This window comes from Neptunicoccus sediminis (assembly GCF_001719615.1).
Classification (GTDB): domain Bacteria; phylum Pseudomonadota; class Alphaproteobacteria; order Rhodobacterales; family Rhodobacteraceae; genus Amylibacter; species Amylibacter sediminis.
The window spans coordinates 157,803-182,539 of the sequence record NZ_MDVX01000001.1 but is presented as its reverse complement, the minus strand read 5'-3'; the positions used below and the strand labels follow the sequence as shown (position 1 = coordinate 182,539).

Genomic DNA, 24,737 nt, shown 5'->3' with positions numbered 1-24,737 from the left:
TTAGAGTTCAGGCCAGAAATTGCGTCATGCTCCCGCTTTTCCAGACTGCGCTCGTTCATTGGGACAGGAAATTATCCAACTGATCCCACAGGTTCTCCGTCAGTTTTAGACGCAGTCGCAAATATAAACCTTTCTGAAAATGACGGCTCTGGAACGGAAGTTGTTCGGTGGCATGGTTGTACCCGACCGACAGCATCGCCCCTTTTGCAAACACATATCCCGCCTCGATCCCGTAGGCCTGCGCCGCAAATCCGTCATCATCCCACATGTGATAGACGTTTCCGGTTAGCTCCAACTTTTCGGGCAAAGCGTCCCATGTCACGCCAGCTTGCAGAAGTTGCGTCAAGCTCGCTGTTTCGATCCCGCCGAGAGGGGCGCTCAGGTTGGAATACTGACCGGCATATTTGCCGTTTACGCGCAGATCAGGTTGCATATCCCAAGTGCCGGCAAGCGACCACAAATGTTGCGTTTCTTCGTTGATGTCGCGATCCCGTTTGTATTCGTACCACCCGAGAGCTTTAAATCGCGCATCATCCAGCGGACGGTAAGCCGCACCGACGCGCAGACGCTCGCGGATTCTTGCATTTTGGCCGGCCCGCCCGTCGCGGGCATGACGACCCCGTGCGAGAAGAGTCACGCCCGGGCTGATTTCGCCTGCCAGACCGACATCCGCATAAAATGTGTTGCCCGTCTTCTCAAATGTCTGATCCAGATTAGCCTCTGCGACCCAGTTGCCGTCACGGGATTCCCAAGAGCCGCCAAGGGCGATGCTTGTCAAACCGGAGTCAGGATCTGACAGGTTCAAAGAGTGTTCAAGCGACATATCGACCGACGTACGCTCATTCAGCTCAAGCCGTGTAGAGAAACCTTGAACCAGAAGGTCGTCCCCGAGATCGCCGGGATTTGCAGTCACTTCGGTACGCCCATCCAGCCAGTGGTTTACACGGTATTCAACACCGATATGGGCGCGGGTCAGCTTGTCGCCCAGATCACCGTAAGACAGTTCGAATTCACCAAAGACCCGCAGATCGTCACGCACACGATAATCGGCCGCGACGATAAATTTACCCTGATCCTCGCCTGTGAGAGGCACTTCGTTCACAAATTTCAACACCATGCCGGGTGTAGAAACCGGACGCCAGACTGCCTCATCCTTGAAGTAGGTGGTGCTTCTTTTGTCAGCCGGCGACTTTTCCACAACCATGCGGAAGCCGGAGGCGCGTGTCAGTGTTTCATCAACCACACCGCGCACCAGAATTTCGGCGCCGAGTGTTTCCTGTTTCGTTGAAAAATCTGATTGGTAGTCTGCGGATGCAACCAGAGTTCTGCTGTCGCTCAGGCGCTTTTCATAATCAAGAGAGATCTGTGCCATGCCAGCGCGAACGTTTGAGCCGAGGGGCGCAAATTTCAAACTGGTGCGGGCCGCTTCAAACCGGAATCGTGTGTCATCGGAGACATAGTCATAGGCAATGCGCCCGGCATATCCCCGCCGTCCAAACCCGTCTTCTGCCTGAGCCACTTCTGCCTCAAATGTGGCTTTGTCGCTGATCTTGTTCTGCAAGAAGGCGGAGTAGATTTTATACCGCTCCTCAGTACCAGCCGCACCGTCAGAATGGATTGCGCGAGCGCCGATGGCCAGTCGGTCGTTCAGCTCGGAAATTGCTTCGACACCGTAAAGCCAGTATTTTTCGCCGCCGCTGCCTTCGACATTGTAGGTGATCCGAAAGGATACCGGATTGCCCAGCGCATCGGCCTGCCGCAGCGGGGTGTCAAAGACGATGGTATTAAGAAAGAAATCCAGCAGATAATCGGACATGCGGCGCAGGCGTGTCTCTGACAGGATTACGCCTGTGTCACGATCCCGCACAATCACATCGACCTGATCGGACCCTTCCTGATAACCGGTGAGATCGACGTCGTAAGGGCCGGAAACGCCGCGCCCTGCGATTTCGAGCGTGCGAATTTCCTGCGATGTCCGGGCGGCAAAGGCCGTTACCCGTGTGCGTTCGCCCTGCCAACTGGCCTTTACGCCGGTTGTCACGGTGCGAAAACCACCCAGCTCAAAAGCAGAGGCGCCCGGCTCGATGGCGATGTCACCGTACACCACAGAGGACGCGCCCCGCTCAAAGCTAACATAGAGGTCACTGGAGGACTGACCGTCATAGCCCCGTTCGGATTCATCTCCGTAAACCGGATAGCTTTCGTCAGTGTTGATGTCGCGAAACAGGCGGTCGTCTTCATCGCTGTCGCTGCTGTAGCGCAGGGTCATCAGGGTTTCCCGACCAACGCGTCCTTTAAGGAAAATCTCTCCACGCAATCCGGTGTTTGTGTCTTCAAAGGCGCTAAATTCTCCTTTGTTAAGAAGCTGCGCACCGGACTGGTCGGAAATTGTTCCTTCCAGAACACCAACCAAAATGCGTTCATCCAGATTGGGGGAAAACAGGATGGAGGCTTCGGCCCGTCCAAGGGTGCCGCTTTGCGCGCTCAGCAGATCCGGTCCGGCCGATTGGGGTGGGATCAGATTTATTTCCGCAATGCCGCTATCCACATAGATTTGCACACCGGGTTGATTGGCGCGAATGTCTTTTACGTCCCAGATGCCGCGCCGTGCGTTCAGCGTCACCACCGTGGCTGCTTTCACAGGTTCGCCTTTCATGTCGAGGATTTGGACTGTGAATTTTACCCGCTCCGTTGGGGAGGCTGACGCCGCTTTAGGGCCAAGGAGTTTGATTTTTTCGGCATTGCCCGGCGCGAAAACGCGGATTTCTGCGGACTTGCGGATATTGCCGAAGGGATCCTTACCAATCAGTTGCAGCAGGTTTTCACCGGAGACCAGTTTAACAGCCACATATTCGATGGCCTGCACATTGCCACCGGCCCAGGTGCTGCGCTCTCCGATACGGCTACTGCCGATTTTCTGACCGTTTACGATCAGGTCGAGACCAAGATCGGCCGGACCTTTCACACGCAAGGACAGGGTGCGACGGGTCAGCCGCTCCTGATCCGATAGCCCCATGAAACCAATTGCAGGAGACAGGGATTTGATCACGTCTTCCAGTGTCTTTTTTGTTTCACTAAGAGCCTCGTCCTCACCGGCGGGGGCAAGGGCCGAATCTTCAATTCTTATGCCGCCGACAATTTGCGTAGATGTGGCGAGTCCGGCCTCACTGCGAACGGATTGCGGGGTGTTGCTGCTGATGTCCACCGGCAGTTCGGTAAAGCTGCGCAGCCCTTCGGAGTCCGTATTGCGCAGGGTGTCGCGGCGGGCCGAAACTTCGTCCATCACGTCAGCAGTGCAGGCTTCCAGCGGGAAATCTTCGGAGCGGATCTCGCCCCGTTTCAAGGCGACGAGGCGCGAGCCAGCCTGCCCCATGTCGGCCACGCGGGACACAACGGGTTTGCTGTTGTCGGGCAAGGTGCTGTTTTGCAGTGCGAGCACATGGGATACCGGTCGCAGACCAAACAAGCTGTATTTGCCGTCCGCATCGGTGACAACCATCAACCCTTCCTGTGTGATGATCCGAACGCCAGCGACGCCAAGTTCGTCAGCGGAATCGCGCACTCCGTTGCCGTTACAATCCATGAAGACCGAACCGATGATCGTAGCTTTACGGGAGAACACCCCATTGGAGGTATCAAGCGCCACGGTTGCCTGTGCCGTGTTGGACCGGCGGGGTTCGCCGGAACCGGCTTGCTGGCCGATGAGATAGGCGCTGTTCACACGGTCGCCAGAACGGGCCGAGGGGGTGAACCGCAGCACATATGTCAGTCCTACAGTCTCAAGCGGTGGGATTGTACCCAGCGAAAAGCGATGCGCGCCGGTGGCTTCAACAGTCGGTTGGTCAATGGCCACCCCATCTACCAGCGCTGTGCCTTCCACATAGACTGCGCCACGGGGCAGGGCGTCAACCACAATAGCCTGTGTCAGCGCTTGGTTCATCCCGTTCTGCGCCCGTACCGTATAGGTCACGAAATCGCCGGTCTGTGCCTGTCTCTTATTTGCAGATTTTTCGATCGAAAGCGGAACGCCATAGAAAGGGTCGAGCGGAATGTCCATTGGAAAGACGGGCCCGCCACCATGTCTGAACCGCGTGCCGTAAGAGGCTTTGGCATCCACATTGCGCGCGTAGCCGCGGAAATCGGTGCGCTTTGAAGCGAATGCGAAATCCGCAGGCGGCAGAACGCGGGTCGTGTAGCGGCCTTTGGAAATATCTCCGAGCGCGAAGAAACCGCTGGAGTCGCTGATAGCCTCTGCCACAACTTTGCCAGCGCGGTTCAGCAGCTGGACGGTGGCATTGGAAATAGTTTCATTGGTCAGGCTGTTGAAGACATAAGATCCCGGACGCACCAGCAGCGTATCGAATACAGTCTGCTCACGACATTCGGCACGGGCTTGCAGATTGTCACCGGGGGCAGAGGCGATCACGCCATCGCCGGACTTCGGAAAGGACATCTGTGCGATGGGCAGCAAAGTGGTTGTGAAGATACCGGTGTTGGCGCCCGTTTCAGTGGCGGTTACAGTTTCCATATCGTTGGTGATGGTGCTCGTGACTTCGATGGTCACAACATCCACTGTCGCGGATGTGTTACAGGCACCGGATGTCAGCATCAGACGCGTATCACGATCCAGATCAGACGTTTTCGCAGGGGTGTCTGTGTCAGGGTCGATGAACTCCAGCGTGGAGGTGACATCGCTCACGCGGTCGAACGAAACGGTGTTGGACGGGATTTCGGTCGGTACGCCATCGACTACCATATAGGTTAAAGCGGTGTTTTCGACTGACACAGGCCCCAGATGATCAGAGATCAGTACATCAAAACTGACGTCTGTCGAATGCCCGATGCCATAGTCCCCGTCATGGAGGAATGCGACTGCGTCAACTGTGGAGAGATCTTCCGGCATGCCGGTCTGGTAGCTGTGTTTGCCCTGACCGCGCAGATGATAGCCGACCACCATTTTTCCTGCGGGCGTTGCAGAGAGAAGGGTCGTGTTCAGGGGGATGGCGTCCCGCAGAACGATGCCACGAAAGGAAACACCGTCCAGAAAGATGCTTTGCCCGTCCAGCGCACTATAGGCGGTGACGATAGATTCAGCGTTGTTGCGTAAGGCCAGCGTGAAGGTGGCGATTTCGCCTTCGGGCGCATCACGCCGCGCCAGCTTTTTGCGCAGTTGCAGGGCCTGATCGACAATGATCACCTTACCCAGTGCTTCGCCCTCGGCCTTCACGGATTCTCCCGAGCTGGCAGAAGCTGCGCTAATCCGGAGGCTGGAGACTTCGCTGTCATCGAGCCTGGCCGTAGCCGAAACCCGGAAGCGGTAGATGAGTTTAACAGTTTCCGATGTCGCAATGGGCAGGGTGTCGCCTTTGAGGATCTCGCGCTCTCCGGCGTCGATAACGCCATTTCCATTTGCGTCGATAAACAGACCTGTGTCTGTCAGCATCAGTGTTTTTTCGGCGTTCTTGATCCAGGCGCTGTAGACCAGATCGACATTGCCGGTGTTGGTAATTTCATAGGCGTGTTCTGCAAATGCACCGCGCGACAGCCGCAAATCGGTCAGGCCGGTGATTTCCAATGCAGGCACCTCACGGACGAGAGCCTCTACAGGGTTGGATCGGACGGTTTCGCTGATACCCAGACCACGGTGAAAATAAGTGGCTGAGGCGATGTTCCTGATGATGCTTCCGCCAGGCGCAATCTCGGAGACTGCGGGGCCGGAGACGCTTAGACCGAGGGCGGTTCCCAGGATCAGTGCGCGACAGGATTTTGTGATTTTTTTGAATGCCGAGCAGAGCATTTTATAAACCAGTTCTGACTTGAGGGAATAGATGAGAAGAATGGGGCAGGGGTGCTCCCCCCGGGTTAGGGGCCCGGAGAGAGCGGTTTTGCCTATTCAGCGACCTTCACTGTGAACTCCAGTCGGGCATAGTCGCCAGGGAGAACAGTGTTGTGGAAGCTCTCAGCGGTTGTGCCGGTGATGGTCACAGTGCTGGAAGGTTCCGCAGGGTAGACACTGTAGGCACAGGCGCCGCCGCAAGATTCGATGGATGTGTATGCTGGAGCTACATCCTGAATTTTTACGTTGCCTGCATTCGTGGTGCCTGTGTTTTCCGCTTCGATTTGGTAGCGGATGCACTGACCCGGTTCGACATCCTGACGTTCAGTGGTGAAGGTTCCCACTGCGCCGAGACAGTCTGGATCGATGTACTGCTTCTTGGTCAGTGTGATGTCACCGGATACGATGATCACACGGTCTTCAACGGTGTTGTTTGCAGTTTCGCTGTCAGTATCGACACCGGCGTTCAGCGCTGTTGCAACAGTGACTGTACCGATTTCGGACAGACCCGGCGTTGCAGTAGACGGCGTTTGCACACGGTAGATCAGCGAGATGGTTTCACCAGCGGCGATACCGTTGGAACCAGCGCCGAGGTTATCGACCAGGTCATCAAAGTTGTCGATCACAACTTCAGTTGGATCCAGTGCACCGTTGCCGTTTGCATCCCAGAAAATCGCACCAGAGAAGTCTGTCAGGCCGGTTTGGGTCAGCGCACCTTCAGTGATGTCGATGTTCGAGTTGTTGGTGATCTTGTGAACCATGTCTACAACGCCACCCGGAGATGCCTGTGTTTCCTGATCCGCTTCGATCTGTACGTCGATCACCTTGTTCACGGTTACTTGGTTGATGATCCGGTCGGACTGGCCTGTGACGGCAGACGCAACTTTAATATCAATCAGTGTATCGCTTGGCGGGTATCCTTCTGTCGGCGTGATCACGACGATGAAGTCTTTGTTCCCACCGGCAGGAATTGTACCTGTGTTCGACACTACGGTTCCGTCCGTCAGCTGGAATTCTACGGTCCAGCCGGTCGGAATTGCCTGATCCAGTGTAATGTTAAAGCTGTCGGAGGTCGGCCCGCCATTTTCAACATTCATCGGGAAAGAAATTGGTACGCCGGGGTCGGTTGTGGACGTCACCCAAGGGTTGCCGCCGTTGGTTGGGAACGCGCCGTCGCCTTCAGAACCGACTACATCGTTTTCTAGATCGATTGTGGCTGCCAGAACCGCACCTGTGAATTCCGCAGTGGAGCTGTCAAAGCTGCCGCTGTTTTCAGACGTAGCGACAACATTTGCTGTATACTCTGATGTTGGAACCGGTGAGACATCGGTTGGAAGCGTCGCAAGCAATGTGACCTTGCGGGTTTCACCGGAGGCCAGTGGACCAACAGTGCCAACGATCGGTGTTGCACCATCTTCGGCAACCATGCGGAAGGTTGTGCGTGCCGGAAAGTCGACATTGGTTACGTCCAGCGTATAGCTGTCGGTGACGTTAGACGTGTTAGAGATTACAAACTCAAACGGGATCGTTGCACCCTGCGAGACGTCTGCACTATCTTCAACGATGTCGTTCGCAGAGCCGTCTGTGTCTGTGGCGGACGCAACTGTACCGTCCCGTGACCCGTCGAGGTTGATCTTGGTGTCGTCGATTTCAAGGCGGAACTGTTCATCCACAGTGATCTGCGCCGTGTTGGAGTCCGGGAATGATACGCCGTCTACCGTTTGTGTCGCAGCGTTGGGGATGATGCCGGCTGGCACATCGTCTGCCACTGTTGCTTTGAAGGTAACTGTACCGGATCGACCGGAAGGTACGCTGCTCAGGACGAACTGGAGTGTTTGTGCAGAGTCATAAGACCATGCGATAGTTTGTCCGCCGCCGTTGGTTTTGTCAGTTGCAGCTGCGCCGTTGCTTTCATCCATAGTGCCGGTGGCATCGGACCAGGTTGCAGAGTTTGCGACATAGTTCAGGCGATTGTCCAGAATGTCCTGCACGATATAGTTGCTGGCATCTGTCAGACCGGTGCTGGAATATGTCAGCTTGATGGTAACTTCATCGCCGGAGTCGACGATCGCATTATTGCCCGTGCCGGAAGCCGGATCGACAGTCATCGATTTGACCACTTCGACGATCGCGCCGGTAGAGATGGTCAGGGTATCGGTGTTTGTGTCGGCAATCGTGTTATCCAAGGCAGAGGTTGCCTCGACCGTGATGTCATCTGTGCCGGTCTCGGCCGCGTCAGCAGTGGCTTCGATGACGAAACCGAACTGTTCACCCGGTGCAAGGACCGGAGTTTCTGTGATCGGGGTTGCGCTGTCCGCGACACCGTCCATATCCGCATCGGGATAGAAGACCAGCGTCGTGTCCAATGCGCCGGTATTTTGTTCCGTTGCCGTCAACGTGAAGTAATCCGGGCCGTTACCGTCATTGGTAATGACGTGTGGCAGGAATGCTTTACCGCCGGGTGCGATAGCTTCGGAGTTGTCCGAAATCATCGTCAAACCGGCCACTTGTTGAACAACTGTTTCTACTTTGTTCGATGTGACGGTGATGGAGTCACCGGAACTGTTGGTATAGGTTGCGACCGCTTGGTTGCCGATCACGGATCCGGCTTCCGGCGGCGCCGCCATTGCTGCGGCCCCTACGACCGACAGAAGTGCGGCTGCAGAACACCCGCGTAGGAAGATTGAACTAGAATTCACTTTACTCACCATTTGTTAAGGATTGGTTTGGGTTGGGGGGGTAATTTCGTCCGAGTGGAGAGCCGCTCGGGCTTAATTAACGATCACGCGGTACGAATTCTCAGAGGCGCCACCACCTGGCAGCGGAGAATCAAGCACCCAGCGAACGGCTTCGATTGCCTCGGCAGGGACCGGTTCGAGTCTTTCGGAACCGTCTGCATCAACAACTTTGCGCATGGCTGGGAGGGTGGACCATTCAAGCCCGGGTTTGTCCTGATCCAGCTCGGCCTCAATCTCGAAAGTGGCAGGCAACGAGCTTTCATGCCGATCCATCACGAAGGTCACGCCTTCGGGGATCGGGCCGGAAACAACCAGACCGGACAGATTGTCTTCGGTCGTGTTTTCGTGGGTGATAATGTACTGGATGGTTTCGCCGGGGGCGACGCTGTCACGCGCGCTCAGCACTTCATTGCCGTCCGCGTCCTGCTCTACAATGCGGAAGTCAAAAGACGACTTCAAAGCATCGGCACTGGCGTGGGGCGCCTGAAAGACCACCGCGGCAACAACGACGCCGGCAGCAGATAAGATATTTTTCTTAAACAACATGTGATAGCTCCTTTTGGCCCCATCCCTAAGAGGCCCGTTTGTTTGAAACGCTTTCGAAAACCCGAGAGGCGTCCGAGAACGGTAAAGCTTTCACATTGAATGGGACGTCCGAGCTATCCCCCCGAACGCATACCGAGAGCCGCATTTGATTAGGAAAATGCGCACAAGTCGTAACCGACTGGACAGATGCGTAGTGCGAATATCCGATCGCAATATGCCCCTATCCTTTTGAGCAAAGACTTTCCTGCGGCGCCGAGGTGGATCGCACCGGCTAAGCGACCCTCGAGCAGAGAATCGGCCAGGGTGATGAAAACGATTTAGTTAAAAAACGTCATAAAAATTAATTAGTTAACGGATCCGTTTCGTTGAAAGCGCAGGGCAAACCTGTCATTCTCAATATATAGAATCCCCCGCGAACCCACTCCCGTCGTTACCGAAGGACCGTTTGATGAGGACCATCAGAATGCATCCCAATGACTTTTACGCGCATCTGCGCGGTGCACAGCCGGGATCGTGTCTGGCCCCCATCAACCCGATGTCGTGCTATTCAATTGATCAGGCGGAGGCGGGGCAAGCAACCTGCCTTCAGCAGTATGATGACTCTCTTCCGGCACCCCGTGTAACCGGCCGTATTCTGGCGAGCTTTCCATTGGGGGGGGCGGGTATTCATCCGCGCAGCCCACTTGTTGTTAGACAGTTTTCGGATGCAAGTGAGCGCAGTTTAGAGGTCAGCGCCAACAGCGCGGACAATATCCTCAATGACTTGCCAGACCCTGTCCTGCGTTGCACGCCTAAGGGTCGGGTTATCTACGGGAACAAGAGTTTCCGGTCCCTTAAAACCGCGCTGCTGTCGCGGCCCGCATCGGGTTTGAGCCTGCGGTTTTCGGCCGGCATGCCACGGGAGGCTTTTGACTCCGTTGTCGCGGGGCTGACCCGTGAAAAGCCGCACACAGTTTTGCAGCAGACAATTTCGGACACGGGCATAGATGTACGGGTGTTTGAATGGTCAATTACCAAGAGGTTTGTAGGCGCCACAGTCCAAGAATTGCTATGTGTGGGTCGGAATGTCTCCGCACATGCGCGTGAGAAAGAGCACTTAACAGAAAGAGCGATTAAATCCGAAGCGCGGAACCATGAGAAGTCTCTGTTTGTCGCGGATCTCGGGCATGAGCTGAAAAACCCTCTGAACGGTATGATGGGAATGGCGGAACTGCTTGCCTGTTCCGCGCTGGCTGATCAACAGTCCGGCTATGTAAAAAACATCCTGGCCGGGGGCACGGAGCTTCAGACTCTTTTAAAGGATATTGTAGATCTTGCGGTGGTTGATACGGGGGCGATAACGATGGTGGAGGAACCATTTCACCTGCCAGACATCCTTGACGAGGTCCGTTCACTTTATGGCGGGCGTGCAAGTGATGTTCTGAAGCCTCTGGAATTTGCTCTCGATACCACGTGTGAACACCCGCTCGTTGGGTGTCGGGGACGTATCAAACAGGTTCTTACGAACCTCGTCCTCAATGCAATCAACTATGCAGATGCCGGGGCAATACGGATTTCAGCATCGGTCGAATTTGGGCCGCCTGACCAGCCGAGCCTGTTTCTTTGCGTGGAGGATAATGGTCCGGGCATCGCGGACGAGGACAAGACGCGGATTTTTCACCGGTTCACCCGCCTCGACGGTGGAACGGATCGCTCCGAGGGACACGGTCTGGGCCTGTCTATCTCCCGCGAGATTTGCATTAGACATGGTGGGGAATTAACGGTCACGGATTCCAGCCGGGGCGGAGCGCGTTTCGAGGCCGTTTTTCGAGTGAACACCCTGCAGGCCAAGGTCGAAGCGCCCGCATCGCCCTTGGCGCAGTTGCAGAAGATGAACCTCGATCTGAATGTCTTGATCGTAGAGGATAATGAATTGAATGCCGCATTTCTGCAGCAAATCCTTGGCCAATCCGGGGCGCGCGTAACCCTCGCAGAAAACGGCGCTGCGGGGCTGGACCATATACTGTCAGAACAATTTGACGTTGTCTTCACCGACATCCGAATGCCGGTGATGGGCGGTGTGGAGATGTTACAGGCTTACGACCAAAACCGCCTGCACGGGTGTAATCGACCGTATTTCGTGGCGAGTAGCGGAGCCACGGAAACGGAGGGAGCTATGAACCTACAATCTGTCGGCTTTGATACGGTGCTCGAAAAACCCGTTTCCATAGCACATATCGCAAATCTGCTGTCGGATTTTATTGTTGCAGATTCGAACAACCGGAAGGGCTGCGCTGACACTAAACCCGAACAGCGGGGCTTTTAAGCTAATAAAAACAGCGGTACCAAATCCCTGTCAGCTGCTCTGGCGGGTAATCCCTATTGATCTGATTCTGGAACATAACTCGCCACAGCTTCCCATCGCACCGGATAAGATGCTCTAAGGTCAAAGATGGGGAGTATCCTCTTGATCTTATTACATAAAACGATCTCAAAGAGATGGTTTTGGTGCCCAGAAGAGGACTCGAACCTCCACGTCCATACGGACACTAGCACCTGAAGCTAGCGCGTCTACCAATTCCGCCATCTGGGCAACAGATCACGTAGGGGGCGATTTACAGATGGTCGGGGGGGGTGTCAACGGGTGATTCACATCTAATTTCAGCAATTGTGCTTGTGAGTGTGGTCACATCGCATTATTTCAGGGCAAACCCCAGTTGTCGGAGCGCAATTATGTTACAATCGCCTAAAGTTGTTACCATTTTCGGTGGGTCCGGTTTTGTCGGTCGCTACATCGCACGGCGTATGGCGAAAGAGGGCTGGCGCGTACAGGTTGCTGTGCGCCGTCCGAATGAGGCTGTGTTCGTTCGCCCCTATGGTGTGGTCGGGCAAGTGGAGCCAGTTCTGGCGAATATCAGAAACGATGAATCCGTCGCGCATGTGATTGCGAATTCAGATGCGGTTGTGAATTGTGTCTCTGTTCTTCAGGAGCATGGCAAGCAAACCTTCGATGCGCTGAACGTTGAGGGCGCGGCGCGTATTGCGCGTGCCTGTGCCGCTGCGGGTGTCGCGCGGCTGGTGCATATTTCTGCGCTGGGCGCGGATGCCGAATCCGACAGCGCTTCGGCGCGGTCCAAGGCCGAAGGGGAGCAGGAAGTTCTGCGCGCGTTCCCGACAGCAGTGATTTTGCGGCCTTCGGTGATTTTCGGAGACGAGGACCAGTTTCTCAACCGTTTCGCGCAGATGTCTTCCTTTACGCCTGTCTTGCCTCTGTTCGGTGGCGATTCAAAATTTCAGCCTGTCTACGTCGATGATGTTGCGCAGGCTGCTTGCAAGGGTGTTCTGGGAGAGGCAGAGCCGGGTATCTATGAACTGGGCGGTCCAGAGGTGGAAACCCTGACGGAGATTGTAAAGCGCATGTTGCACATTACGCGCCGCCGCCGGCTTGTGATAAACCAGCCTTTCTTTCTGGGGTCTCTCCTTGGCAGGACGCTGGATCTGGTGCAAACGTTGACCCTTGGTCTGTTTACCAATTCCATTCTGACGGCGGATCAGGTGAAGCAGCTTCGCAACGACAATGTTGTATCCGGCGGTGCCAGAACGCTCGAAGACCTGGGGATCACGCCAACGTCCTATGAGTCAGTCGCAGAGGAATACCTGTACCGCTATCGTCCGTCCGGGCAGTATTCGGAACTGACAGAAAGTGCGCGTCACATGCGTGGCAGGCCAACCACCAGCGATTTCTGAATCTCTGACAGATGTTCGATTTGATTAAAAAGGCCCCGCAACTGCGGGGCTTTTTGCATTTCCGGTATTAGCTGTAAGCCACGGCCAGAAGGATTACGCCGAGGATCACGCGGTAAATCACATAGGGCGTGAAGCTGACACTGCGCAACAGTCGCATCATTAACGATAACGCCAGCAACGCGGTCAGGAAACTGAAAACAGCGGCGATTGCCCCGTCGCGCAGTCCAGCAGCATTCGCGTCGGAAACTGCCTCTACCCCAAGCAAGACCGCCGAGGACAGGATCACCGGGATCGACATCAGCATAGCGATACGGGTGCCGTCTTCTCTGTTGTAGCCAAGAAATCGGGCGCCCGTGATAGCGATGCCGGAGCGGGAGGTGCCGGGGATCAGGGCGAGCGCTTGCCACAGGCCGAGCTTGATCGCATCAGGCATGTCCCATCGGCTTTGCGTCTTGGTCTGGCTGCTGCGTTGGTCCGCAATGTAAAGCAGTATGCCAAAGGCCAGCATGGTCCAGCCGATCACGGTGATATTGCGCAGGGCGTCCGACAATCCGGTGAGTTTCAGTATAAGCCCGAACAGGACCGCTGGCACGGTCGCGACGATCAAAAGCACCGCCAGTTTCGCGGAGTCTGTTCCGGTTTTCCCCGTGGCGAGGTGAAACAGGCCGGTAAAGGCGGATTTGGAGTCTTTCCAGAAGAACAGGATTACAGCGCCGAGCGTGCCAATGTGGACGGCTACATCAATCAATTGTCCCTGATCTTCGACCCCCATCACATGGGGGAGCAGGATCAGGTGGCCAGAACTGGAAACTGGCAGAAATTCGGTAATGCCCTGCACAATTGCGAGTATCAGGAGGTGGAGCAGGGGCATGGCGCGGGCCTTTTTGATTCGTTTAAACCGCAGAGTATGCGCTGTAGAGCGGGAAGGGAAATATTGCTTAAGGTAAGCCGTGCTGACCTATTAATATTTGACCAGCCTAAAAAATAGAACAATTTCAAGATTTATGAAAATAAAGGTCAACAAGAGTTACCTATATTGCAGATTTCCCTTTGCCTGTGGAGAAACATTGGTTAGAACGCAGGCTCTGGAATTAGAAATTGCGGGTATGTGATCATGGCTGAACAAAAAATGCTGAAATTTGTAAACGTGGACCGCGATATGCCGGAGAAGCGTGTGCCAAATCTGCGTACGTCTGACTTCGACGAGATTTACCAGCAATTCGCCGCAGAGAAAGCGGCAGAGCAGTCCAGCCGCTGTTCCCAATGTGGCGTGCCGTTCTGTCAGGACCACTGCCCGCTGCACAACAATATCCCCGACTGGTTGAAACTGACCGCCGAGGGCCGTTTGCAGGAAGCCTATGAGATCAGTCAGGCGACCAACCAGTTTCCCGAAATTTGTGGTCGCATCTGCCCGCAGGACCGCTTGTGTGAAGGCAATTGCGTGATTGAACAGTCCGGCCATGGCACAGTGACCATCGGCGCTGTTGAGAAATACATTACTGACACCGCATGGGAGCAGGGTTGGGTCCAGCCGATCACACCCTATGCAGAGCGTAGCGAATCCGTTGGCATCATCGGGGCTGGTCCGGCCGGTCTCGCGGCGGCCGATGTGCTGCGCCGTGCCGGTGTTCAGGTCACGATCTACGACCGCTACGACCGCGCTGGTGGTCTGCTGACCTACGGTATTCCGGGGTTCAAGCTGGAAAAAGAAGTGGTGGGGCGCCGGAACAACCAACTGGCCGAAGGGGGAGTAACCTTCAAGCTGGATTGCAACGTGGGTGAGGACATCAGCTTTGATGAGCTGCGTAATTCCCACGACGCCGTTTTAATCGGGACGGGCGTTTACAAGTCCCGCGATCTGGGCGGGCCGGGTGCCGGTCTGAGCGGAATTGTTAAGGCTATAGACTATCTTACGGCCTCTAACCGTCAGAATTTCGGTGACACAGTTCCCGAAATCGACAGCGGAGAGCTTTGGGCCGAAGGTAAGAATGTTGTCGTCATCGGCGGCGGTGATACCGCGATGGACTGTGTGCGCACGGCGATCCGTCAGGGCGCGACTTCGGTGAAATGTCTTTATCGTCGCGACCGTCAGAACATGCCGGGTTCCTTGCGGGAAACGGCAAATGCGGAAGAGGAAGGCGTGGAATTTGTTTGGTTGTCCGCGCCCAAAGGCTTTGCCGGTGACGATAAGGTGACAGGTGTTTACGTGCAGCAGATGCGTCTGGGCGCGCCGGATGCCACGGGTCGTCAGGCCCCAGAGGAAATTCCGGGTGCGGATTATCTGGAGAAGGCTGATCTGGTGATCAAGGCGCTGGGGTTTGAGCCTGAGGAACTGCCAACTCTTTGGGATACGCCGGAACTGGAAGTCACCCGTTGGGGCACGGTGAAGGCCGATTTCGTCAGCAAGCGGACCGCACTAGACGGTGTTTACGCGGCAGGGGACATCGTGCGCGGCGCGTCACTGGTTGTCTGGGCCATCGCCGACGGGCGCGACGCTGCCGGTTCGATCCTCGCAGACCTGAATGCCAAATCCGCCATCGCAGCCGAATAAGGACAGGGCAGCGCGCCGGACATTACTGGCGCCGCCCGACACTCGACAAGATCCGGCCCTGACAATGATCGGGGTTTTGAAAGGGAAAGCCACCATGACACAATATGATGCAAAATGGGTAGCCGAAGAAGAAGCAAAACGGGCCATGCTGGCCGAACAGGGGTTGTACCGCGAAGATGACGAGCATTCGTCCTGCGGTGTGGGTCTTGTGGTGTCCGTCGATGGCAAGCCGAACCGCCGTGTGGTGGATGCCGGCATCACCGCCCTACAAGCGATCTGGCATCGTGGTGCGGTGGATGCGGACGGGCTGACAGGGGATGGTGCGGGCATCCATCTGCAAATCCCCAAAGAATTTTTCTACGACCAGATCCGTCGCACCGGCCATGAACCGGACACCGATAAGATGATTGCTGTCGGTCAGGTCTTCCTGCCACGGACCGATTTCGGGGCGCAGGAAAACTGCCGGACCATCGTGGAAAGCGAAGTGCTGAAGATGGGGTATTACATCTACGGCTGGCGTCACGTGCCGGTGGATGTGTCCTGTCTGGGAGAAAAGGCAAATGCGACCCGTCCCGAGATCGAGCAAATCCTGATTTCCAACAGCAAGGGCGTGGATGAAGAACGGTTCGAGCGCGAGCTTTATGTAATCCGCCGCCGCATCGAAAAAGCCGTGGCCAAGGCTGCAATTCGTGACTTTTACATCTGTAGCCTGTCTTGCCGTTCGGTGATTTACAAGGGCATGATGCTGGCTGAACAGGTGGCGGTATTCTACCCCGACCTGAAGGACGAGCGGTTTGAAAGCGCCTTTGCAATCTATCACCAGCGTTATTCCACTAACACTTTCCCACAGTGGTGGCTGGCCCAGCCGTTCCGGATGTTGGCCCATAACGGCGAGATCAACACGCTTAAAGGCAACGTCAACTGGATGAAATCCCACGAAATCCGGATGGCATCCAAAAACTTTGGCGAACACGCCGAAGACATCAAGCCGATTATCGCAGGCGGGTCATCGGACTCTGCCGCACTTGATTCCGTGTTTGAGGTGATGGTCCGTGCGGGTCGTTCCGCGCCGATGGCGAAAACCATGCTGGTGCCGGAAAGCTGGTCTAACCTTTCCCACGAAATGCCGGATGCATGGAAGGATATGTACGCCTATTGCAACTCTGTGATGGAACCTTGGGATGGTCCGGCGGCGCTGGCTATGACGGACGGTCGCTGGGTTGTGGCCGGTCTGGACCGCAATGGCCTGCGCCCGATGCGGTATGTCATCACCAATGACGGGCTGGTTATTGCAGGGTCCGAAACAGGCATGGTGCCCGTAGATGAATCCAGCATCCTGCGCAAAGGTGCGCTTGGGCCGGGTCAGATGCTGGGCGTCGATATGCTGGAGAACAAGGTCTGGCATGATGCAGAGCTGAAAGACTCTCTGGCTGCGGCCCAGCCGTTTAGCAAATGGGTCGGTTCGATCACCAACCTTGAAGAGACCACCAAGACGATCAAGGAAAAGACGATCTACAGCGGCGCGGAACTGCGCAAACGCCAGATCGCCGCCGGTTTCAGTGTCGAGGATCTGGAAGTCATCCTGCACCCGATGGCCGAGGATGCAAAAGAATCCATCGCCTCTATGGGGGATGACACGCCAAGTGCCGTGCTGTCGGACAAATACCGTCCGCTCAGCCATTTCTTCCGCCAGAACTTTAGTCAGGTGACAAACCCGCCCATCGACTCTTTGCGTGAATTCCGTGTGATGAGCCTGAAAACCCGGTTCGGGAATCTGGGCAACGTTCTGGATGAAAGCAACGCACAGACGGAAATCCTTGTGGTGGAAAGCCCTTTCATGGCCAACGCCAAGTTTGAGGCAATGGTAGAAGCGTTTGGCGCGAAAGTTACGGCGATTGACTGTTCTTTTGACCGCGAAAATCCCAACGGGCTGCGCGATGCGGTGCACCGGATCCGCTCTGAGGCGGAGGAAGCTGTCCGTTCGGGTGCGGGGCATCTGGTGCTGACCGACCGTCACCAGAACGAGGATAAAATCCCTGTTCCGATGATCCTTGCGACATCTGCAGTGCATTCTTGGCTGACAGCGGCCGGATTGCGGACCTTTTGTTCGATCAATGTGCGTTCTGCCGAATGTATGGACCCGCATTATTTTGCTGTGTTGATCGGCTGTGGTGCGACGACTGTGAACGCATATCTGGCGCAGGACAGTCTGGCGGACCGGATTGATCGGGGGCTGCTCGATTGCACGCTTGAAGTGGCGATGGAGCGTTACCGCGAGGCGATCAATCAGGGTCTGTTGAAGATCATGGCGAAGATGGGGATCTCGGTGATCTCCAGCTATCGCGGCGGTTTAAACTTTGAGGCGGTGGGCCTGTCCCGCGCAATGGTAGCAGAGTTCTTCCCCGGAATGCACAGCCGGATTTCCGGCATCGGTCTGATCGGCATCCAGAAGAAAATCCGTGAGGTTCACGCCCGTGGCTGGCTTGGTCAGACCAACGTTCTGCCCATCGGTGGCTTTTACAAAGAGCGTCGCAGCGGCGAGAAACACGCTTGGGAAGCGCAATCCATGCACATGCTGCAAGCGGCCTGCGACCGCGCCAGCTTTGATCTGTGGAAGCAGTATTCCCGCAAGATGCAATCCAATCCGCCGATTCACCTGCGGGATTTGTTGGATTTCAATTCGACTGCGAAACCGATTTCCGTGGATGAGGTCGAGAGCATCACCTCTATCCGCAAACGGTTTGTGACACCGGGCATGTCGCTCGGGGCACTGTCGCCGGAGGCCCATAAGACCCTGAATGTCGCGATGAACCGGATCGGCGCGAAATCCGATAGCGGGGAGGGTGGTGAAGATCCGGCGCATTTCGTGCCGGAACCCAATGGGGACAACCCGTCTGCCAAGATCAAACAGGTGGCTTCGGGCCGGTTCGGGGTGACTGCAGAGTACCTCAACCAGTGTGAAGAGCTAGAAATCAAGGTGGCGCAAGGCGCGAAACCGGGCGAGGGCGGCCAGCTTCCGGGGATTAAGGTCACAGACCTGATCGCACGGCTGCGTCATTCGACCAAAGGCGTGACCCTGATTTCACCGCCACCCCACCACGATATTTACTCGATCGAGGATCTGGCCCAGCTGATCTATGACCTGAAGCAGATCAACCCGAATGCCAAAGTAACCGTGAAGCTGGTGGCCAGCAGCGGTGTTGGCACGATTGCTGCCGGTGTGGCCAAGGCCAAGGCGGATGTGATCCTGATTTCGGGGCACAACGGCGGGACAGGGGCATCCCCTGCGACGTCGATCAAATATGCCGGTCTGCCGTGGGAAATGGGTCTGAGCGAGGCGCATCAGGTTCTGTCCATGAACAAGCTGCGCGACCGTGTGACCCTGCGCACCGACGGTGGTCTGCGCACCGGCCGCGACATCGTGATTGCGGCCATGCTCGGCGCCGAAGAATACGGCATCGGCACCGCCGCCCTGATCGCGATGGGGTGTATCATGGTGCGCCAGTGCCAGTCCAACACCTGCCCTGTCGGGGTCTGTGTGCAAGACGAAGACCTGCGCAAGAAGTTCACCGGCACGGCGGATAAGGTGGTAAACCTGATCACTTTTTACGCGCAGGAAGTGCGCGAGGTTCTGGCCTCATTGGGTGCGCGGTCTCTGGACGAGGTTATCGGGCGTGCAGATATGCTGGCACAGGTGTCCCGCGGGTCGGCCCATCTGGACGATCTTGATCTTAACCCGCTTCTGGTCAGCATCGATAACGCCAACACGATCGAGTACAACCGCGACAAACCCCGTCAGGCGGTGCCCGACACGCTGGATGCGTCGATTGTGAAGGATGCGCAGCCGTTCTTTAAGGATGGTGAAAAAATGCAGCTGTCTTATGCAGTGCAGAACACGCACCGCACAATCGGCACCCGTGTGTCCTCTCATATCGTAAAGCGGTTCGGGATGAACAACACCCTGCAACCAAATCATCTGACAGTGAAACTGACCGGCAGCGCGGGGCAGTCTCTCGGGGCATTCGCAGCGCCGGGCTTGAAGCTGGAAGTCTCCGGCGATGCCAACGATTATGTGGGCAAGGGTCTGTCGGGCGGCACAATCGTCGTGCGCCCGCCGCTGGGTTCGCCAATTACGGCCAGTGAAAACACCATCATTGGCAACACAGTGCTATATGGTGCGACTGCGGGTCGGCTGTTCGCCAACGGGCGCGCGGGGGAGCGGTTCGCTGTGCGCAACTCTGGTGCGAAAGTGGTGATTGAGGGCTGTGGCACCAACGGTTGTGAATACATGACCGGCGGTGTGGCTGTGATCCTTGGCTCTGTGGGCGCAAACTTTGGCGCGGGTATGACCGGTGGTATGGCCTATGTCTACGATCCTGACGCCCAGCTTGACAAGATGATCAACCGCGAGACCCTTGTGACCAGCGCAGTTACAGTGGATCACTGGCAGGAAGAACTGAAATCCCTGCTGGAAGATCACCTTGCAGAAACCCGCTCGGCCAAGGCTGCGGATATTCTGCGGCGTTGGGATGATGAACTCGTCAATTTCGTGCAGATTTGCCCGAAAGAGATGTTGGGTCGCCTGCCAGCCCCGCTGAGCATGGAAACCGGCAAAAAGACGGCCTGACATTTTTCAGTGCCGTATTAAGTCAGACGGGAAGGCTGGAGTTTTCGGCCTTCTTTGCTTTTGTAGCTGTTGATTTGAATGACGCCTTGGCTGAGACTGCCGCCAGAGGGAATATTTTAGATGGCCGATGACGACGCGACCCGAGTGCGCAACAAGGTGAAAGCCCCGCGGAGCAAGGGCAAGGTCGGCCGGGCGGCGGACAGTTTCAGCGGCGCATGGCGTTACTGGATGCGATGGGTGTTGAAAAAGCTGTTCCTGATCGTCTTCGGGGCCGTCGCGTTAAGCCTGCTGATGGTGGTACTGCTGCGCTTCGCAAACCCCTATCTGACCTATTACTACGTGGCCGAACGGATGCGACTGGGAGAGGTGTCGCGGGACTGGACCCCGATCGAGCAGTTCCCCGCAGAGGTGGCGCAGGCTTTCGTGGCTGCTGAAGATGCCAATTTCTGCACCCATTTCGGGTTTGACATCGAAGGCATCAAAGCAGCCCTTGCAGATGACGAGCGTCTGCGCGGTGGCAGCACCATCAGTCAACAGGTGGCCAAGAATGTGTTTCTCTGGCAGGGGCGGACATGGGTTCGCAAGGGGCTTGAGGCCTGGTTTACCCTGCTGATAGAGCTGGTCTGGCCAAAAAAACGGATCGTTGAGGTCTATCTGAACATTGCGGAAACGGACGAAGGTGTTTTTGGCGTTGCAGCGGCGGGGCGGCACTATTTCAAGGTGGAACCGGAAAACCTGTCGCTGTTACAGGCGTCCCGCATTGCAGCGATTCTGCCTTCTCCGAAAAAGCGCTCTGCCAGCCAGCCAACCGCATTTGTGAAAAAGCGGACGCGGCAAATAATGGCCGGTGCCCGAACTATTGCGGCCGACGGGCGTGCTGACTGTTTCAACAGCGGTTGAAAATTGTTACGCATGAGTGCAAATAGAACCACCCCCAATCAACGTCTGGCTGATATGTACAAGCTCTATCATTTCCCGCTCTCCCCCTTCTGTCGCAAGGTCCGTCTGGTCATGGCGGAAAAGAAGATCGAAGTTGAACTGGTTGAAGAGCGTTATTGGGAAGAACGCGCGGATTTCCTGCGGCTCAATCCGGGCGGTCAAGTGCCGGTGCTGCGCAGTGACAAGATTACCCTGTCTGACAGCACCTCTATTTGTGAATACCTCGAAGAGAAGCGCCCCGAACCCCCGCTGCTGCCGCAAGGGGCAGAGAGACGGGCCGAGGTTCGCCGGCTAAACGCTTGGTTTGATGACAAATTTTACCGTGAAGTGACGCTTAACCTGCTGGGAGAGCGGGTGAATAAGAAAATCATGGGCCGTGGTTATCCGGACAGTAAAAACGTGAAAACCGGCTCTGCCAAGATCAAGTTTCACATTGATTACATGGGGTGGTTGCTGGATCGACGACGCTGGCTGGCGGGGGACCGCATGTCACTGGCGGATTTTTCGGCAGCGGCGCAACTGTCCTGCCTCGACTACATTTCTGATGTGGACTGGAACCGGAATGAACTGGTGAAGGAGTGGTATGCCAAGATTAAATCCCGCCCTGCGTTCCGGTCCCTGCTGGCGGACCAGTTGCCGGGCTTTCCGCAACCGCCCCATTATTCCGATCTGGATTTTTAGTGTCGGCAGAACTGACCCGCGCCCTGCGTGACAAGGCACTGGCCGAAGGATTCTCCGATTTCGGCGTGTGCCGCCCCGATGCAGCCCCCCAGACCGCCCGGCGACTGGCAGAGTTCGTTGACAAGGGCCGTCACGGTCAAATGGGCTGGATGGCAGAGCGGATGCACTGGCGCGGCTCGGCGGCGGCGTTGTGGCCAGAGGCACGTTCAGTGGTAATGCTCGCGGAAAACTACGGACCGGATCACGATCCTCTGGAAATTCTGGCGCAGAAGGATCGGGCCGCGATCAGTGTCTATGCGCAGAATAAAGACTACCACGACGTGCTGAAAAAGCGGTTGAAACGGGTGGGGCGCTGGTTGATCGAACAGGTGGATGGCGCAGAAATCAAGGTTTTCGTAGATACCGCGCCAGTCATGGAGAAACCGCTGGCACAGGCGGCGGGGCTGGGGTGGCAAGGAAAGCACACCAATGTTGTGTCACGGCAACTCGGCAGTTGGTTCTTCCTTGGCGCGATCTTCACCACACTGTCTCTGGAAGAGACAGGCGGGGAGGTGGACCACTGCGGAAACTGTCGCAAGTGTCTTGATATTTGCCCGACCAATGCGTTTCCCGAACCTTATCAATTGGATGCGCGGCGGTGTATTTCCTATCTGACCATCGAGCATCATGGTCCGGTAGATGTTTCCTTGCGCAAAAGTCTTGGCAACCGGATATACGGTTGCGACGATTGTCTAGCGGTCTGCCCGTGGAACAAATTCGCCAGCCGTGCGGCCGAGATCAAATATCACGGGCGGACAGAGCTGCAAGCGCCCCGCCTTGCAGAACTGGCAGCGTTGGATGATACGGGGTTTCGGGCGCTGTTTTCCGGCTCTCCGGTTAAGCGGATCGGGCGCAACAGATTCGTGCGGAACGTTCTGTATGCGATAGGAAATTCTCAGGATGCGGGGTTGCTGGCAACAGCGCAGGCGCTGTGTGAGGATGAGGATCAGGCAGTCGCAGACGCAGCGCGATGGGCCTGCGGCGAACTGGCTTAGAGTTTAAGGGATTGCAACATGACAGGTGTATTGTTGAGCTTTGGCCACGGCTATTCCGCGCAGGCGCTGGCAGCCGATTTGCTGCCCCGCGGCTGGCAGGTCATCGGCACCAATCGTTCCGGTGAGGTGCCGCAAGCGGGCGTGGAAACCGTGGCCTGGCCCGGCACCGACATGATCCCCTACCTTGACCGCGCGTCCCATCTGCTGATCTCGGCGGGACCGGATGCGGCAGGTGATCCGGTGTTAAACGGGCTGCGCACAGAGATTGCAAGCCGGTCGTTCGATTGGGTCGGGTATCTGTCCACCACAGGCGTTTATGGGGATCATCAAGGCGGCTGGGTAGATGAGGACACACCCCTGACCCCGTCCACCCGTCGCGGCCGATTACGGGTCGCAGCAGAGGCGGCGTGGCAGTCTATGGATCTGCCGTTGCACATTTTCCGGCTGGCGGGCATCTATGGCCCCGGACGTGGTCCCTTTGCCAAAGTGCGCGCTGGGACGGCGCGGCGGGTTATTAAAAAGAATCAGGTGTTTTCGCGGATCCATGTGGAGGATATTGCGCAGGTTTTGGCAGCAAGCATGGCGAAGCCTGACCCCGGAGCGATCTATAATCTGTGCGACGACGAAGCGGCCCCGCCCGAGGATGTGATTGGCTTTGCGGCAGAATTGCTCGGCGTGCCGGTGCCGGAGGCTGTCGATTTTGACACTGCGGACATGACGCCAATGGCCCGCAGTTTCTACGCGGAAAGCAAGCGGGTGCGGAACGACCGGATTAAATCGGAGCTTGGGGTGACGCTGAAATATCCGGACTACCGGACCGGCCTGCGGGCGCTGCTGGCGGCAGAGAACGGGTAACGGCGGGTTTATTAGGGGCTTTGCCCCTCTTGGCCTTGGGCCAATTCACCCGAGGATACTTTAAGAAAATGGAAAGGTTTTGTTGATAAAAAAAGGGACAGGCGCGAGCCTATCCCTTTCGAATTCTCACTGGCTGCTTATAGCTGCCAGATTTGAATTGCTTAGTCAGCGGCTGCTACAGCTGCGCCAACGATCAGCAGTGCCAGGATTGGCAGCAGAGCGCCGGAAGAAGAAGAAGAAGATGTTTCTTCAACAACTTCAACAACAGGTGCTACTACTGGTTCAACGTTACCAGCGAAAGCGGCGGAAGCGGCTACGGACATGGCTGCTGCCAGTGCGATTTTTTTCATAATATTTCTCCAAAGTTCTGCGTACCGCTTATCGGGGACAAGGTAGTATGACCCCACGGCACGCACCCAAGACTGTACCTCGTGACGCGTTTTAAGCAGCAAAAAATGTGCTTTGCAACTGGAACATGGACGTTTCAAAGCAGTGTTACACCGGATGTCGTCAAATAAGCAACACTTGTGTTCCGACCCTTGAAAGGTTGAATAATTCTTCTATGTGCTCGTTGAAAAGCCCGATGCATCCGTTGGAAGAGCGACGCCCGATTTTGCGTGTATCGTGGGTTCCGTGGATGCGATAATACTTCCAGCCGAGATACATTGCATGGGTGCCCAGCGGGTTGTCGGGGCCCGGTGGGATGTATTTCGGCCAGTCCGGATTGCGTTTCAGCATATTGGGGGTGGGACGCCAGTCCGGTCCGACCCGTTTGCGCGTGATCGAGGTCCGCCCCGTGCGGGTCAGCTCTGGTGTTTCGGGGACGGATGTGGGGTAGAGTTTGTAAACAGACAGGTCTTCGGACCAGAAATGCAGCGCGCGGCTGAGGGTATCCACCAGAATGACCCCGTTTCTGGTGTTGGAGAAATAGGGGCGCCAATCTTTATTGGTAAAACCCGAAATATTACGTTTTACCGCGCCGGTTTCCGGATTGGAGAGGTTTTCCTGTTTTAACTGGTTGAACACGACCGGATCATTGGTCTGTTGCGCGAAAGCAGAGCGCCCAAGGGCAGCGGTGGCGAGCAGGGAGCCAGAAAATGCACGGCGGGTCATTTTGAATGGATCAGACATAAGAAAATTCCGTACTTTATGGGTTACGGGACCAAATTAGTGTTTTGAAGGCACAGATTCAATTCAAACAATG

Annotated in this window: 14 protein-coding genes and 1 tRNA gene; 8 read left to right on the top strand and 7 right to left on the bottom strand. The window is 56.1% G+C overall.

The features are described from left to right. Positions 1-55: 55 nt before the first annotated feature. The 3 genes from BFV97_RS00840 to BFV97_RS00830 form a co-directional block, all read right to left on the bottom strand. On the bottom strand, positions 56-5,797 hold the full coding sequence (locus tag BFV97_RS00840) for a DUF11 domain-containing protein (protein WP_069298425.1): 5,742 nt from the start codon (positions 5,795-5,797) through the stop codon (positions 56-58). A 92-nt stretch (positions 5,798-5,889) separates the two neighbouring features. Continuing rightward, positions 5,890-8,463, bottom strand: a complete 2,574-nt coding sequence (locus BFV97_RS00835; RefSeq protein ID WP_245667511.1) for a hypothetical protein — start codon at positions 8,461-8,463, stop codon at positions 5,890-5,892. Between the two features lie 144 nt (positions 8,464-8,607). Further along, on the bottom strand, positions 8,608-9,120 hold the full coding sequence (locus BFV97_RS00830) for a DUF11 domain-containing protein (protein WP_069298423.1): 513 nt from the start codon (positions 9,118-9,120) through the stop codon (positions 8,608-8,610). A 463-nt stretch (positions 9,121-9,583) separates the two neighbouring features. Between BFV97_RS00830 and BFV97_RS00825 the strand changes: the two genes are divergently transcribed. Next, complete coding sequence (locus BFV97_RS00825) at positions 9,584-11,425, top strand: hybrid sensor histidine kinase/response regulator (protein WP_069298422.1); 1,842 nt, start codon at positions 9,584-9,586, stop codon at positions 11,423-11,425. 180 nt (positions 11,426-11,605) lie between these two features. On the opposite strand, the gene BFV97_RS00820 is transcribed toward BFV97_RS00825, so the two are convergent. Beyond that, positions 11,606-11,692: transfer RNA gene (locus BFV97_RS00820), tRNA-Leu, on the bottom strand. A 140-nt stretch (positions 11,693-11,832) separates the two neighbouring features. Between BFV97_RS00820 and BFV97_RS00815 the strand changes: the two genes are divergently transcribed. Beyond that, positions 11,833-12,846: a complex I NDUFA9 subunit family protein gene (locus tag BFV97_RS00815; protein WP_069298421.1), complete on the top strand. Its 1,014-nt coding sequence runs from the start codon at positions 11,833-11,835 to the stop codon at positions 12,844-12,846. 67 nt (positions 12,847-12,913) lie between these two features. On the opposite strand, the gene BFV97_RS00810 is transcribed toward BFV97_RS00815, so the two are convergent. Further along, positions 12,914-13,717 carry an undecaprenyl-diphosphate phosphatase gene (locus BFV97_RS00810; protein ID WP_069298420.1) on the bottom strand — a complete coding sequence of 268 codons (804 nt, stop codon included), beginning with the start codon at positions 13,715-13,717 and terminating at the stop codon, positions 12,914-12,916. A 243-nt stretch (positions 13,718-13,960) separates the two neighbouring features. Between BFV97_RS00810 and BFV97_RS00805 the strand changes: the two genes are divergently transcribed. From BFV97_RS00805 to BFV97_RS00780, 6 genes are all read left to right on the top strand, one after another. After that, positions 13,961-15,397, top strand: a complete 1,437-nt coding sequence (locus BFV97_RS00805; protein WP_069298419.1) for an NAD(P)-dependent oxidoreductase — start codon at positions 13,961-13,963, stop codon at positions 15,395-15,397. Positions 15,398-15,491: 94 nt separating this feature from the next. Continuing rightward, entirely contained in the window at positions 15,492-20,024 is a 4,533-nt protein-coding gene (gene gltB / locus BFV97_RS00800) for a glutamate synthase large subunit (protein ID WP_069299012.1), read from the top strand. Positions 20,025-20,144: 120 nt separating this feature from the next. Next, entirely contained in the window at positions 20,145-20,924 is a 780-nt protein-coding gene (mtgA, locus tag BFV97_RS00795; RefSeq protein WP_083225438.1) for a monofunctional biosynthetic peptidoglycan transglycosylase, read from the top strand. A gap of 54 nt (positions 20,925-20,978) precedes the next feature. Next, the gene (gene fzlA, locus BFV97_RS00790) at positions 20,979-21,644 is read left to right on the top strand and encodes an FtsZ-binding protein FzlA (RefSeq protein ID WP_069298418.1); all 666 of its coding nucleotides are present in this window, start codon (positions 20,979-20,981) and stop codon (positions 21,642-21,644) included. Next, positions 21,644-22,678 carry a tRNA epoxyqueuosine(34) reductase QueG gene (gene queG, locus BFV97_RS00785; protein WP_069298417.1) on the top strand — a complete coding sequence of 345 codons (1,035 nt, stop codon included), beginning with the start codon at positions 21,644-21,646 and terminating at the stop codon, positions 22,676-22,678. Before fzlA ends, queG begins: the two co-directional genes overlap by 1 nt. Positions 22,679-22,696: 18 nt before the next feature. Next, positions 22,697-23,533, top strand: coding sequence for an SDR family oxidoreductase (locus tag BFV97_RS00780; protein WP_069298416.1), 837 nt, complete (start codon positions 22,697-22,699; stop codon positions 23,531-23,533). A 161-nt stretch (positions 23,534-23,694) separates the two neighbouring features. Here BFV97_RS00780 and BFV97_RS00775 read toward each other — a convergent pair whose 3' ends face one another. Both BFV97_RS00775 and BFV97_RS00770 read right to left on the bottom strand, forming a co-directional pair. Continuing rightward, positions 23,695-23,883, bottom strand: coding sequence for a hypothetical protein (locus BFV97_RS00775; RefSeq protein ID WP_069298415.1), 189 nt, complete (start codon positions 23,881-23,883; stop codon positions 23,695-23,697). Positions 23,884-24,043: 160 nt separating this feature from the next. Beyond that, positions 24,044-24,664: a L,D-transpeptidase gene (locus tag BFV97_RS00770; protein ID WP_069298414.1), complete on the bottom strand. Its 621-nt coding sequence runs from the start codon at positions 24,662-24,664 to the stop codon at positions 24,044-24,046. Positions 24,665-24,737 lie beyond the last annotated feature (73 nt).